The organism is Caballeronia sp. M1242, assembly GCF_017220215.1.
Lineage (GTDB): Bacteria > Pseudomonadota > Gammaproteobacteria > Burkholderiales > Burkholderiaceae > Caballeronia.
The window spans coordinates 360,226-372,923 of record NZ_CP071131.1; the positions used below are offsets into that span (position 1 = coordinate 360,226).

General features: G+C 62.2%; 13 protein-coding genes. 8 read left to right on the plus strand and 5 right to left on the minus strand.

The features are described from left to right. Positions 1-105 precede the first annotated feature (105 nt). The 6 genes from JYK05_RS21095 to JYK05_RS21120 all read left to right on the plus strand — a co-directional run bounded on the left by JYK05_RS21095 (position 106) and on the right by JYK05_RS21120 (position 6,347). Positions 106-1,005: a LysR family transcriptional regulator gene (locus JYK05_RS21095; RefSeq protein ID WP_206470432.1), complete on the plus strand. Its 900-nt coding sequence runs from the start codon at positions 106-108 to the stop codon at positions 1,003-1,005. A 123-nt stretch (positions 1,006-1,128) separates the two neighbouring features. Further along, positions 1,129-1,716, plus strand: a complete 588-nt coding sequence (betI, locus tag JYK05_RS21100) for a transcriptional regulator BetI (RefSeq protein ID WP_206470433.1) — start codon at positions 1,129-1,131, stop codon at positions 1,714-1,716. 30 nt (positions 1,717-1,746) lie between these two features. After that, a complete protein-coding gene (betB, locus tag JYK05_RS21105) occupies positions 1,747-3,216 on the plus strand; it encodes a betaine-aldehyde dehydrogenase (protein ID WP_206470434.1) in 1,470 nt (489 codons plus the stop codon). 11 nt (positions 3,217-3,227) lie between these two features. Continuing rightward, positions 3,228-4,928 carry a choline dehydrogenase gene (gene betA, locus JYK05_RS21110; protein WP_206470435.1) on the plus strand — a complete coding sequence of 567 codons (1,701 nt, stop codon included), beginning with the start codon at positions 3,228-3,230 and terminating at the stop codon, positions 4,926-4,928. Next, positions 4,925-5,881, plus strand: coding sequence for a choline ABC transporter substrate-binding protein (locus JYK05_RS21115; RefSeq protein WP_206470436.1), 957 nt, complete (start codon positions 4,925-4,927; stop codon positions 5,879-5,881). The genes betA and JYK05_RS21115 overlap by 4 nt, the downstream gene beginning before the upstream one ends. 118 nt (positions 5,882-5,999) lie before the next feature. Continuing rightward, complete coding sequence (locus JYK05_RS21120) at positions 6,000-6,347, plus strand: multidrug efflux SMR transporter (protein ID WP_206470437.1); 348 nt, start codon at positions 6,000-6,002, stop codon at positions 6,345-6,347. 21 nt (positions 6,348-6,368) lie between these two features. Here the strand turns inward: JYK05_RS21120 and JYK05_RS21125 are convergent, their stop codons facing one another. Beyond that, complete coding sequence (locus JYK05_RS21125) at positions 6,369-6,938, minus strand: cytochrome b (protein WP_241270075.1); 570 nt, start codon at positions 6,936-6,938, stop codon at positions 6,369-6,371. 308 nt (positions 6,939-7,246) lie between these two features. Between JYK05_RS21125 and JYK05_RS21130 the strand changes: the two genes are divergently transcribed. Further along, positions 7,247-8,371 (plus strand): VIT1/CCC1 transporter family protein, encoded by a 1,125-nt coding sequence (locus tag JYK05_RS21130; RefSeq protein ID WP_206470439.1) that lies wholly within the window; start codon positions 7,247-7,249, stop codon positions 8,369-8,371. A gap of 9 nt (positions 8,372-8,380) precedes the next feature. Here JYK05_RS21130 and JYK05_RS21135 read toward each other — a convergent pair whose 3' ends face one another. The 4 genes from JYK05_RS21135 to JYK05_RS21150 form a co-directional block, all read right to left on the minus strand. Beyond that, the gene (locus tag JYK05_RS21135; protein WP_206470440.1) at positions 8,381-9,037 is read right to left on the minus strand and encodes an ankyrin repeat domain-containing protein; all 657 of its coding nucleotides are present in this window, start codon (positions 9,035-9,037) and stop codon (positions 8,381-8,383) included. Then, positions 9,034-9,627, minus strand: coding sequence for a cytochrome c (locus tag JYK05_RS21140; RefSeq protein WP_206470441.1), 594 nt, complete (start codon positions 9,625-9,627; stop codon positions 9,034-9,036). The genes JYK05_RS21135 and JYK05_RS21140 overlap by 4 nt, the downstream gene beginning before the upstream one ends. A gap of 11 nt (positions 9,628-9,638) precedes the next feature. Continuing rightward, the gene (locus JYK05_RS21145; protein WP_206470442.1) at positions 9,639-11,378 is read right to left on the minus strand and encodes a PQQ-binding-like beta-propeller repeat protein; all 1,740 of its coding nucleotides are present in this window, start codon (positions 11,376-11,378) and stop codon (positions 9,639-9,641) included. 176 nt (positions 11,379-11,554) lie between these two features. Further along, positions 11,555-11,854 carry a hypothetical protein gene (locus JYK05_RS21150; RefSeq protein WP_206470443.1) on the minus strand — a complete coding sequence of 100 codons (300 nt, stop codon included), beginning with the start codon at positions 11,852-11,854 and terminating at the stop codon, positions 11,555-11,557. A gap of 86 nt (positions 11,855-11,940) precedes the next feature. On the opposite strand from JYK05_RS21150, the gene JYK05_RS21155 reads away from it, so the two are divergent. Then, on the plus strand, positions 11,941-12,216 hold the full coding sequence (locus JYK05_RS21155; RefSeq protein WP_206470538.1) for a hypothetical protein: 276 nt from the start codon (positions 11,941-11,943) through the stop codon (positions 12,214-12,216). The last annotated feature ends 482 nt before the right edge of the window (positions 12,217-12,698 follow it).

The window sequence follows — 12,698 nt, forward strand, 5'->3', positions numbered from 1 at the left end:
GGATGCCGGAATCCGCGCGCCGGGGGTGTTCGCGCAACGCCACTATTGCCGTCCGATTTTCGTCTGTGAAGACGACATTTCGTTATGCGCTCATAAGGAGCCGTTATGCCGCGACAAGACCGCCTGCCGCCCATGCAGGCGCTGCTGATGTTCGAATCCGCCGCGCGGCTCGCGAGCTTCACGGCCGCTGCGCGCGAACTCGGCTCGACGCAGCCCGCGGTGAGCCAGCGCGTCGTGCAACTGGAAGAAGCGCTCGGGACGGCGCTTTTCGAGCGCGGCCATCGCGGCGTGACGCTCACCGAAGACGGCACGCGCCTCTTCGACGCGGTGCGTCAGGGCCTCGACGTCATCCGCCAGGCCACGGGCGATATCCGCTCGCGCCGTGCCCAGCGCGCGCTCACCTTGTCGACCGACTTCGGCTTCGCCACCTACTGGCTCATGCCGCGCCTGCCGCAATTCAAGGCGCTGATGCCCGATGTCGACGTGAAGATCATCACGTCGCAACAGATGCCGAGTGCGTCCGGCGACGGCGCGGACGTGGCCATCGTGTTCGGCGACATGCACGCCGACTGGGGCGCGCGCCGGGCCGTGAAGCTGTTCCCGGAACGTGTCACGCCCGTATGCAGCCCCACGTTCGCGGCGACGCACGACACGTCCGATCTCTCGCGGCTGCCGCTATTGCACGTCGAGCGCACGCAGCCGGAGCGGTGGCTCTCGTGGCACGCGTGGTTCGACGCGCACGGACAGGCCGCGCCGCCGATGCACGGCGGGCTGACCTTCAACAGCTACGCGCTGGTGGCGCATGCGGCAGTCATGGGTCAGGGCGTCGCGCTCGGCTGGTCGCCGCTCATCGACGAACTGGTCGCTACGGGCCAGCTCGTCGCGTTGAGTGAGACCTCGCTCGTCACCGATCGCGGCTACATGCTGCTTACCCGACGCGAAGAACCACCCGCCGTGCGCGCGTTTCAGGACTGGCTGCTGGACGAGTGCGACGCAATCGTCTGACGCAAACGGCTCGCCTTTCTTCTTGCCGTTTTTGTTGATTGACCGTTCAATATAAAAAAAGTAGCATCTGCCGACGCTCTGGTAAATGCCAAGGGCGGCCGTGCTCTCACAGGTCGATCAACCATGCCCAAGCTTGGAATGCGCGAGCTTCGTCGCGCGCAACTTATCGATGCCACGTTGCTGACCATCGACGAAGTCGGACTCACAGGCGCCACGCTCGCGACCGTGGCGCAGCGCGCGTCGATTTCGACGGGCATCGTGAGCCATTACTTCGGCGATAAGGACGGACTGCTGGAGGCCACCATGCGCCATGTGTTGCGATCCTTATGGCAAGGCACATCGCGCCGGCGCAAGGCCGCGAAGCCCGATGCGCGTTCGAAGCTGCGCGCGGTCGTCGCCGCGAACTTCGACGTCGAGCAAGTCAACGGACCGGTCATGAAGACGTGGCTCGCGTTCTGGTCCGAGAGCATGCACAAGGAACAACTGCGGCGCTTGCAATACGTGAATACGCGTCGTCTTTACTCGAACCTTTGCGCCGATTTCTCGCGCGTGCTGAGCCGCACCGCCGCGCGCCGCGCCGCGACGGGACTCGCGGCGCTGATCGACGGTCTGTGGTTGCGTGGCGCGCTCGCGGGCGAACCGTTCGATACGAAGAGCGCGCTGCGCGTCTCGTACGACTACATCGATCTCATGATCCAGCCACGCGACTGATCCCCACAACGCACTCAGGAGACGCAGGCGATGCCCCTTTTCGACGAGCAACGGCTTTACATCGGCGGCGAATATGTCGATGCGACGAGCGGCGAAACCTTCGAGACGTTCGATCCCGCCACGGGTGAAAGCCTCGCGCGCGTGCAGCAGGCATCGCAGGCCGACATCGACCGGGCGGTGCGGTCAGCGCAGGCCGCGCAGCAGGAATGGGCCGCGTTGACGGCGATGCAACGCTCGCGCATTCTGCGTCGCGCGGTGGACTTGCTACGCGCGCGCAACGACGAACTCGCCGCCCTCGAAACGCGTGATACGGGCAAGCCGATCGCCGAGACGCGCGCCGTGGATATCGTCACGGGCGCGGATGTGATCGAGTATTACGCGGGGCTCGCGACGGCCATAGAAGGCGAGCAGATACCGCTGCGCGAAGCGTCCTTCGTCTATACGCGGCGCGAGCCTATCGGCGTGTGCGCGGGCATCGGCGCGTGGAACTATCCGATACAGATCGCGTGCTGGAAGTCGGGGCCCGCGCTCGCGGCCGGCAACGCGATGATCTTCAAGCCGAGCGAAGTCACGCCCTTGAGTGCGTTGAAGCTCGCGGAAATCTACACGGAAGCGGGCGCGCCGCCGGGCTTGTTCAACGTGGTGCAAGGCGATGCCCGCGTCGGCGCGATGCTAGCGGAGCACGCGGGCATCGACAAGATATCGTTCACCGGCGGCATCGAGACCGGCAAGAAGGTGATGGCGCGCGCGGGCGGTTCCACGCTCAAGGACGTGACGATGGAGCTCGGCGGCAAGTCGCCGCTGATCGTCTTCGCCGACTCGAACCTCGAACGCGCCGCCGATATCGCGATGAGCGCGAACTTCTTCAGCTCGGGCCAGGTATGCACCAACGGCACGCGCGTGTTCGTCGAGCGCGGTGTCGTCGAGCAGTTCGAACGCCTGGTGCAAGAACGCGTGAAGCGCATTCGTATCGGCGCGCCGGAAAGTCCGGATACCAACTTCGGACCGCTTGTGAGCGCCGCGCAGATGCACAAGGTGCTCGGCTACATCGACGAAGGCAAGCGCGAAGGCGCGCGGCTCGTTGCAGGCGGCGAGCGTCTGACCGATGGCGCATTCGCTCGCGGCAATTACGTCGCGCCGACCGTCTTCGCGGATTGCCGCGACGACATGCGCATCGTGCAGGAAGAGATATTCGGACCGGTCATGTGCATTCTCCCCTTCGACGACGAGGCCGAAGTCATCGCCCGCGCGAACGATACGGTCTATGGCCTCGCGGCGGGCGTCGTGACCGAGAACCTGTCGCGCGCGCACCGCGTGGTGCATCGGCTGCATGCGGGCATCTGCTGGATCAATACGTGGGGCGAATCGCCTGCCGAGATGCCTGTTGGCGGATACAAGCAGTCCGGCATCGGTCGCGAGAACGGCATCGTCACCCTGCACGCCTATACGCGCATCAAGTCGGTTCAAGTGGAACTCGGACCGTATCAACCCGTGTTTTGAGGAGCATGCCGATGAGCGCGAAAGAGTTCGACTACATCATCGTCGGCGCGGGTTCGGCGGGCAACGTGCTCGCGTCCCGTCTAACCGAAGACGAAGACGTGACTGTGCTGCTGCTGGAAGCAGGCGGTCCCGATTACCGCTTCGATTTCCGCACGCAGATGCCGGCCGCGCTCGCGTATCCGCTGCAAGGGCGCCGTTATAACTGGGCCTACGAAACGGAGCCTGAGCCGCACATGAACAACCGCCGCATGGAATGCGGACGCGGCAAGGGGCTCGGCGGATCGTCGCTCATCAACGGCATGTGCTATATCCGCGGCAATGCGCTCGATTACGACAACTGGGCGTCGATGCCGGGGCTCGAAAACTGGAGCTACCTCGATTGCCTGCCGTATTTCCGCAAGGCCGAGACGCGCGATATCGGCCCGAACGAATACCACGGTGGGGACGGCCCGGTGCACGTGACGACGAGCAAGCCCGGCAACAATCCGCTCTTCGCCGCGATGGTCGAAGCCGGCGTACAGGCGGGCTATCCGCGCACGGACGATCTCAACGGCTATCAGCAAGAAGGCTTCGGCCCGATGGATCGCACCGTCACGGCGAACGGCCGGCGCGCGAGCACCGCGCGTGGCTATCTCGACCGCGCGAGGCATCGGGCCAATCTCACCATCGTGACGCATGCCGCAACGGACCGCGTGCTCTTTTCGGGCAAGCGCGCAATCGGCGTCGCGTATCTGCATGGCGGGCAGCGCGAGACGGCGCATGTGCGTCGCGAAGTGCTCGTATGCTGCGGTGCGATTGCGTCGCCTCAGTTGTTGCAACGCTCCGGCGTAGGGCCGTCTTCGTGGCTGAAGGAACTGGAGATCCCGTTGGTGCATCACTTGCCGGGCGTCGGCGAGAACCTTCAGGATCATCTGGAGATGTACATGCAGTACGCATGCAAGGAACCGGTGACGCTCTACCCTGCGCTGAAGTGGTGGAACCAGCCGGCTATCGGACTCGAATGGATGGTCAAGGGAACCGGCATCGGCGCGACGAATCATTTCGAAGCGGGCGGCTTCATCCGCACGCGCGACGACGATCTCTGGCCGAACATTCAGTACCACTTCCTGCCCGTCGCGATCAATTACAACGGCTCGAATCCCATCGAGATGCACGGCTTTCAGGCGCACGTCGGCTCCATGCGTTCGCCGAGCCGCGGCCGCGTGAAGCTCAAGTCGCGCGATCCAAACGCGCATCCGAGCATCCTGTTCAACTATATGGCCGATCCGCTGGACTGGCGCGAGTTCCGCGACGGAATCCGCATCACGCGGGACATCATGCGGCAGCCGGCGCTCGCGCGCTATCGCGGAGAAGAGCTGCATCCCGGCGCCGATGCAATGAGCGATAGCGAACTCGATGCCTTCGTGCGCGCGAAGGCGGAAACGGCATATCACCCTTCTTGCTCGTGCAAGATGGGCTATGACGACATGGCGGTCGTCGACGCCGAGGGACGCGTGCATGGCATGACCGGCCTGCGCGTCGTGGACGCATCGATCATGCCGCAGATCACGACGGGGAACCTGAACGCGCCGACCATCATGCTCGCGGAGAAGATCGCGGACCGCATCCGGGGCATCCCGCCGCTTCCTAAAGTCAATACTCCTTATTTTGTTGCTGACAGCGCCAAGAAACGGCAATTCCACGATCAACCCATCCAACTGGAGCAGCGATGAGACACTTCGTAGCCGGATTGACATGCACGTTCGCTATTGCTTTTGCCAGCAGCTTCGCCGTGAATGCGCAGGCGGCAGATCCGGCGAGCTGCCGCACTGTTCGCATGGCCGACATCGGCTGGACCGACATCGCCGCGACGACCGGGCTCACGACCAACGTCTTGCAGGGCTTAGGCTATGCGCCGTCGAAGATGATCGCCTCGGTTCCCATCACGTTCGCCGGCGTGAAGTCGAAACAGATCGACGCCTTTCTCGGCTATTGGTCGCCTTCCATGGACCCGGTCATCGAGCCGTTCGTCAAGTCCGGGTCTGTCAAGGTCGTGAACCCGCCTAACCTGACCGGCGCGAAATATACGTTGGCCGTTCCTGACTATGTTTATCAAGCGGGCATCAAAAGCTTCTCCGATATCGCGAAGAACGCGGACAAGCTGCAATACAAGATCTATGGAATCGAGCCGGGCAACGACGCGAATATTCTCATCGACAAGATGATCAAGGCCAATCAGTACGGTCTCGGCAAGTTCAAGCTCGTGGAATCCAGCGAGGCGGGCATGCTCGTGCAGGTGAACCGGGCGATTCAGAACAAGGAGTGGATCGTTTTCCTCGGCTGGGAACCGCATCCGATGAATGTGCGAATGAAGATCAACTACTTATCGGGCGGTGATGACGTGTTCGGCCCAAACTACGGTGAAGCGAAGGTGTACACGGTGCAGCCGACCGACTACGCGACGCGATGCCCGAACGCGGCGAAGCTCTTTTCGAACCTTCGCTTCAGTACCGCGATGGAGAATCAGATCATGACTCACATCATGGACAAGGAAGACCCGAACAAGGCCACGCTCGATTGGCTGAAGGCCAACCCTTCCATTCTCGACGGCTGGCTCGCGGGCGTGACGACGATCGACGGAAAGCCGGGACTGCCCGCGGTCAAGGCTTATCTGGCGAACCACTGAGACGCGAACAGACTCATCGCCCAGAAGCGGCAGTTCGACTGCGGACTAAAACAATGAGTGCTGCTGGCGATTCGATTCGCCAGCAGCTTGCATTCGACGACCAAGCCCTGAGCAACTCATGACCCATGAAAAGGCGTCGGCCTATGGCGCATTGTTCGTAGCGATACTGCTCGAGATCGGCGCAACGACTTGCCTGCAGAGGTCCGAACAGTTCACCAAGCTCGTCCCGACGTTCGCAATGGCTTGCCTTTATCTGGGCGCGTTCTATTTTCTCTCGATCGTGCTGAAGACGATTCCCGTCGGACTGGCTTACGCCATCTGGAGCGGGCTAGGCATCGTGCTCATTTCGTGCATCAGCATCTTCGTGTTCCATCACAAGCTGGACGCGGCCGCCTTTCTCGGTCTTGCGCTGATCGTAGTGGGCGTCGTCATCATCAATGTCTTTTCGAAGGCGAGCGTGCATTGAGCGTTGGCTATTTGAAATAGCTCAAAGGTCACGCCGCTTTAGCCCCGGCAGCATGCGCGTCAATACCGCATCGCGCACGACCCAGTGATGGAACAACGCGGCGGCCGCATGCGCCGCCGCGAGCACGATGATCGCCCAGCCGATGAACTCGTGCGCTTCGCCGATGTTGTGATGCGCCACTTTGCTGAACGGTTCGAACGGCGGCAGGATCAGAAGGCCGAAGAAGCTCATCGACTCGTCTGCCGACCATCTCAACACGAAGCCCAGCACGGCTTCGGAAACCAGCAACGCATACAGCAGATAGTGCACGCCCTTGGCCGCGAGTTCCGCCCATCCTGACGAGGCAATGGGCGCCTGATGTCCGGGCGACACGCGCCACAGAATGCGCGCGATGATCACCGCCGACAACGTAATGCCGAAGGACATATGCGCGACGATCAAAAGATGCCGTGTCGGCCGGGGCGTGAAACCCCACACCTGAGAGAGAATGAACTGAGCCAGCACGAGAACGGCGGTCAGCCAGTGCAGCGTGATGGACACGCGGTCGTACGAGGTTCTGTCGTCGCCGGCCGCGATTCGCGTTGCCGTCATGGCGGGATTCGAAGGTTGCTTGCGTTGCATCGTTCAATGTTCGGCAAAGAGATAAGGGAAGACTGGCGAGTTCGTCAGACGGCGACGCCCTCGGGATCGCAAGATAACAGATAAGCTGTGAAACTCCCGCGACTGCGCGAATGAGCCTCAGAGTCTGTTACGCCGCTGCTTAAGGCTCGCTTAACGCCGTGGCTGCACGCACGAATGCAAACCATTGCCATTCTTGGTCAGCGCGCACTTGAGGGCTTTTCGCGCCCGCGTCGCGCGCTGGCGATACAGTTGTGCTTCTGATCCGCAGGCACTCCGTCATGGCATCAAAACAAGAATTGAAGCGGTATCGCGCCAATCTTGCCGATGAACTGCACAGCGCGGCACTCTACGAGACGCTCGCGCGCGTCGAAGCGCGAGCCGACCGCAAGCGCATTTTCGCGGAACTCGCGGCCTCTGAAAAGCAGCACGCGCAAGTGTGGGCGGACAAGCTCAGAGCCAATCACGAACGCGCTCGCACGGGACCGGCGCTGAAAACCGCCTTGATGCAGGGGCTGGTTCATGTGTTCGGCGCGCGCTTTGTGCTGCCGACGCTGGCTGCATCCGAGTTCGCGGACCGAAACAAATACGCGGGCAACCCCGATACCGCAACCATGTCAGCCGACGAACACCGTCACGCGAACGTCGTGCAGTCGCTAGCGAATGAGGGTAAGAAAGCCGCGACGAAAGGCGCTGAAATCGCGGATGCGGAGTCGTGGCACCGGGGCGTCTCATCCGGCAACGATCTGCGCGCAGCGGTGCTCGGCGCAAACGACGGTCTCGTGTCCAACTTCTGCCTCATCATGGGCGTGGCCGGCGCGAGCGCGCCCAACCGGGCCATTCTGTTGACTGCGCTGGCGGGCATTATCGCGGGCGCGTGTTCGATGGCGCTCGGCGAGTGGCTATCGGTCACGAACGCGCGTGAACTCGCCCGGACACAAATGCAACGCGAAGCGGACGAACTCGAACACACGCCGGAAGCCGAAGAGCATGAGCTTCGCATGATCTATCGGGCGAAGGGGCTGGATGGCGAGGAAGCAAGCCGCGTCGCGTCACAGATCATGCGCGACAAAGACAAGGCGCTCGATGCGCTCACGCGCGAAGAACTCGGCCTCGACCCGGCCGAACTCGGCGGCAATCCGTGGTCCGCGGCCGCCGTATCGTTCTGCCTGTTCTCGGCGGGAGCCGTGTTTCCCGCGATGCCGTTCCTGTGGTCCTCGGGACGCCCTGCGATCGTTCAATGCATCGCACTGAGCATACTGGCGCTCGCGGCCATCGGCATGTTCACGTCTCTATTCAATGGCCGAAGCACCGTCTTCTCCGCCGCGCGTCAGATCCTGATCGGGCTTGCCGCCGCTGCATTCACATTCGGCGTCGGACATCTACTCGGGGTCTCGGTCTCCTGAAACCTGTCCTCACTGCGCCCTGAGCAACGCGGACACATGCACCGAACGCGTCTCTTCCGCGATATCGAGCGCCGTCTTGCCGCGATCATCGCGCAGATCGCGATTCGCGCCGCGCGCAAGCAGCATCGATGCGGTGGCCGCCTGATCGTAGCCCGCTGCCCACATGAGCGCGGTCAGATGGTTGTGATACGCGGCGTTGACGTCGACACCCGCATCGAGCAGACGCTGCACAATCGCCGTCTGTCCGCGCCCCGCAGCATATTCCATTGCGGTCTTGCCGACGCGATCGGTCGCTGCCGTATCGGCGTGATGCGCGATGAGCAGCGCCGCGATTTCATCGTTGCCGTCGAACGCGACGGCCATCATTGGCGTAATGCCTTGCACGTCGGCCTGATTCACGTTCGCGCCGCGCTCGATCAGCATGCGCGCAAGCGGCGTCATGCCTCGCTTGCATGCGCTGATAAGTGGCGTGTCGCCGATGCGGTTGCGTGAATCGATCTTCGCGCCCTGATCGAGCATCTGCGCGACGGCCTGCGCATCGCCATTGCGCGTCGCGATCAGCAGCCGTTCGTTGAGCGCGTAGACGTCGGTGTCGGCGCGCGCTTGCGGCATGACCGTGAGCGCCGCGCACGCCAGAAGGAAGTTGCCTGTGAATCGCAGCGTCATTGCAGATTGGCGACGTAGTTCGCGAGATTCTCGATATCCGCGTCGGTCAGGTTCTTGGTCACGCTCGTCATGTTGCCTGCATCGTTCGTGCGCTTCTTTTCGCGGAAGTCCTGCAACTGCTTCACGATATACGCATACTGCTGGCCGGCCACGCGCGGTATCTCGTTCTGGCCTTTGAAGCCGCCGAGATGACACATGGTGCAGAGCACTTCGTCGGACTTCTTCTTGCCTGCTTCCACTTTCACCGGGTCCGCCTTGAAGTCGGTTGGCGCGAGCGTCTGCGCGGCAAAGTAGTCGGCGAGATCATGCATGTCTTCCGATGAAAGATTCGCCGCCATCGGCGACATGCGCGGGTCGCTGCGGCGGCCCGCCTTGAAGTCGCGCAGTTGCAGAAAGATATAGCGCGACGACTGCCCCGCGAGCGACGGATAATCGCCGCTCGTCGAATTGCCGTTCTGACCATGACACGCCGCGCACACGGCGGCTTTCGCTGCGCCCGCCTGCGCATCCGCATGCGCGAGACTAGGCAGCGAAAGCGCCACGCACGCGACGATCGCGGCGGTCTTGCACATCCTCGGAAGCATCATCATCGGCAACACGCTCAAGGCAACGCAAACACGAGCAGGCTGTTGCCGCGCTTGAAGTCGAGTTGCGTATTGCCGCCCGCCGCGACCGCGATGTATTGCTTGCCGTTCACCATGTACGACACGGCCGGCGCGTTCACGCCCGCGCCGCACCGAAACTCCCACAGCTTGCGGCCCGTGGAGGCGTCGAACGCGCGGAAAAGACCATTGCCCTCGCCGTTGAACACGAGCCCGCCCGCGGTCGCGAGCACGCCGCCGATCAATGGCTGATCCGTCTTGTATCCCCACGCGATCTTGCCTGTATCGACATTCACCGCGACGAGCCTGCCCCATTGCTGCTCGCCCGGAATGGTCTTGAACGCGCCGCCGAGCCACAGCTTGCCGCCGGGATACGCTGCGTCTTCGACCTGATATGTCATCGGCTGATGCAGGTTCGCCGCATAGGCCATGCGCGTCTGCGGATTGAACGCCATGGGCGACCATTCGACACCGCCGTTCGCGCCGGGCAACATGCGCGCGCCGGTCGGAGTCGGCAGCGTCCACACGCCCTCTTGCGGGATCATCGCTTCGGAAATGCGAATGATGTGTCCGTCGCGGCGATCATGCACGTACACGAAGCCTGTCTTGCCGCCATGAATGATGGCGGGCACCATCTGCCCGTTCTTGTCCTTCACGTCGATGAGAATGGGCGGGCTGACTGCATCCAGATCCCATACGTCATGCGCAATGTACTGGTAGTGCCACTTGTACTTGCCCGTATCGAGATCGATGGCGACGAGCGAATCGGTATAGAGATTGTCGCCGGGACGAATCGCGCCATAGAGGTCGGGCGAGGGATTGCCGGCAACGAAATACACAGTGCGCGTCGCGCGATCCACCGCGGGCGCCATCCACACGCCGCCGCCGAGCGTCTTTTCGAAGTCCCGGCCTTTGTCCGCGAGCGTCTTCTTCTCCGCGTCGATATCGCGCTTCATGTTGCGGCCAACCGCGTCGTTCTCGGCCCAGACACCTTCGCTGCCGGAATCGGGAATCGTGTAGAACGTCCAGAGCAGTTGACCTGAATTCGCGTCGAATGCTTTCACGAAGCCGCGTATGCCGTACTCGCCGCCGTTCGTGCCGATCAGCACTTTGCCGTCCACGACGACGGGCGCCATCGTTTCGGAGTAGCCGTCTTCAGGGTCCGCAATCTGCGACGACCAGACGAGATTGCCCGTCTTCGCGTCGAGCGCGACGAGCTTGGCGTCGAGCGTGCCCATATAGAGCCGGTCGCCCGATATCGCGACGCCGCGATTATTCGGCCCGCAGCAGAAGGTCGTCACCGGTCCCATCTTGTGCTTGTAATGCCAGAACTCCTTGCCGGTGACGGCGTCGATGGCATAGACGTGGTTATACGACGTCGTGAGGAACATGACGCCGTTGGACACGATCGGCGCCGTTTCCATCGACTCCATGACGGCCGTCTGGAAGATGAAAGCGGGCCTCAGCTTCGCCACGTTCGAGCGATTGATCTGACTGGCCGGCGCATAGCGCGTTTCGGAATACGATCCGTTTGAATGCAGCCACGATGCGCTGTCGTTCGCGGCGGCATCGAGCTGCGCTTGCGATATGGGCCGTAACGAAGCAGGAACGGGCGCGGATTCCGTCGTGTTGGTGTTCTGGATCTCGTCCGCCGCGCGGGCGGGAAGCGCTGTCGATGTTCCCCAAGCGCCGATGCAGACTGCTATCGAACCAAGCAAAACGCGGGAATAGCCTGTCATGACGTCTCCCTATTCGTTTTCGTTCTTCGCGTGTGGGTCGGCCGTGTCGGCCGTGAGCGGCCTCATGAATCGCCCGGAACCCGGAGAAAGCATAGGCAATTTAACGAGCTACTTCCAGAACGCGATGATGCGCAAAGCGCGGTGGCGCTCTTTGCGGAGATCGCTGTAAAGACTGGCTATTCGGTTCCCGCTTTTGCTTTTCCGTCACCGGTGCCTTGACTGGTGCCCGGTGTCACCGGCTGCATGCCGCCTGCCGAGCCTTGCGCGGCCGGACGCGCGTTGCCTGCTGAAGTGTCGGCGGTGCCGCCAGGCGTGGCGGGCTGCATGCCGCCTGCTGATCCCTGCCCGCTGACGCGACCGCTCGCCTTGCCCGTATCGACGGAAGACGCTGCATCGCCGGTTCCTGCTGCGTACGCGAGCCCGAAAAACCCCAGCGTAAGCGCGCATAGACACGCCTTCAACAACAGCGGTTTCATTGCAGTCTCCCAGAGTGAGTCGGGGCACGCTTTGACTTGCCGATGCGGTCCATAAAGTCGCAGTGTCGCAATCGGCCGGATCCAGTATGCATCATTGGCGGCGCGTCGAGCATGGTGTTTCCCCGACCCGCAACACGGCGCGCAGCGTGCGGGACGTGTCTGACGAAAGCGCGTCGCGGCGTGTCGTTGCTGTGATGCGCGAGCGCATCGCGTCGTACACTGATCGAATACGCCGACACCGCGAGGACATCATGAGCAAAACGCAGGATGCCAAGAAGGCACAGAAAAAAGCCGCCACCAAAACGCCAAAAGAAAAGAAGCAAGCGAAGAAGCTCAAGAAGGAGGCAGCGAAGCGGCAGTGAGTTCGACGTTGCGTCACCGCTGTGAGAAGGCAATGCGTAACCGCGTTTCGAACGCTCGTTCTTGAAATGGAATGTCTCAACGCTTGCCGATTCTGACCAATCGATAAATCGTAGTCGCTCGCCTCCTCAACACACCTATCGCAGACGTCCATCGCTACGGCGCGTCGAGGGAATGTCTGCACGCTTCAAATTACGTTTGAATGCGCTCGCTGCCGTCAAAAGTCTTTCACGACGCTTCAGCCGGTGACGCGTTCACGCCTTAAGGCTGCCGTGCCGGATATATCACACTGTGACGAATTTTCAACGTTTTGAAAAAGCGCACAACGGGCTGTTCCGATCCTCGCGGTGTGAATCAAGAAGAGAATGGCGCCTCTTCTGTCCAATGCACGAACGGATGAATCCTCGCGCGCCGTGCTCGTCGGTAAATCGCGTTCGGTAGCCCCACGCGCCAACGGCACGTTCGTTGCGTCCAGCTAGACACC

What these genes read in the sequence shown, in the direction of transcription:
- JYK05_RS21095 (WP_206470432.1), top strand. Translation starts at nt 106, where the DNA reads ATGCCGCGACAAGACCGCCTGCCGCCCATGCAGGCGCTGCTGATGTTC.
- JYK05_RS21150 (WP_206470443.1), bottom strand. Translation starts at nt 11,854, where the DNA reads ATGAAACCGCTGTTGTTGAAGGCGTGTCTATGCGCGCTTACGCTGGGG.
- JYK05_RS21115 (WP_206470436.1), top strand. Translation starts at nt 4,925, where the DNA reads ATGAGACACTTCGTAGCCGGATTGACATGCACGTTCGCTATTGCTTTT.
- betB (WP_206470434.1), top strand. Translation starts at nt 1,747, where the DNA reads ATGCCCCTTTTCGACGAGCAACGGCTTTACATCGGCGGCGAATATGTC.
- JYK05_RS21145 (WP_206470442.1), bottom strand. Translation starts at nt 11,378, where the DNA reads ATGACAGGCTATTCCCGCGTTTTGCTTGGTTCGATAGCAGTCTGCATC.
- JYK05_RS21125 (WP_241270075.1), bottom strand. Translation starts at nt 6,938, where the DNA reads ATGACGGCAACGCGAATCGCGGCCGGCGACGACAGAACCTCGTACGAC.
- betI (WP_206470433.1), top strand. Translation starts at nt 1,129, where the DNA reads ATGCCCAAGCTTGGAATGCGCGAGCTTCGTCGCGCGCAACTTATCGAT.
- JYK05_RS21135 (WP_206470440.1), bottom strand. Translation starts at nt 9,037, where the DNA reads ATGACGCTGCGATTCACAGGCAACTTCCTTCTGGCGTGCGCGGCGCTC.
- JYK05_RS21120 (WP_206470437.1), top strand. Translation starts at nt 6,000, where the DNA reads ATGACCCATGAAAAGGCGTCGGCCTATGGCGCATTGTTCGTAGCGATA.
- JYK05_RS21155 (WP_206470538.1), top strand. Translation starts at nt 11,941, where the DNA reads ATGCATCATTGGCGGCGCGTCGAGCATGGTGTTTCCCCGACCCGCAAC.
- JYK05_RS21140 (WP_206470441.1), bottom strand. Translation starts at nt 9,627, where the DNA reads ATGATGATGCTTCCGAGGATGTGCAAGACCGCCGCGATCGTCGCGTGC.
- betA (WP_206470435.1), top strand. Translation starts at nt 3,228, where the DNA reads ATGAGCGCGAAAGAGTTCGACTACATCATCGTCGGCGCGGGTTCGGCG.
- JYK05_RS21130 (WP_206470439.1), top strand. Translation starts at nt 7,247, where the DNA reads ATGGCATCAAAACAAGAATTGAAGCGGTATCGCGCCAATCTTGCCGAT.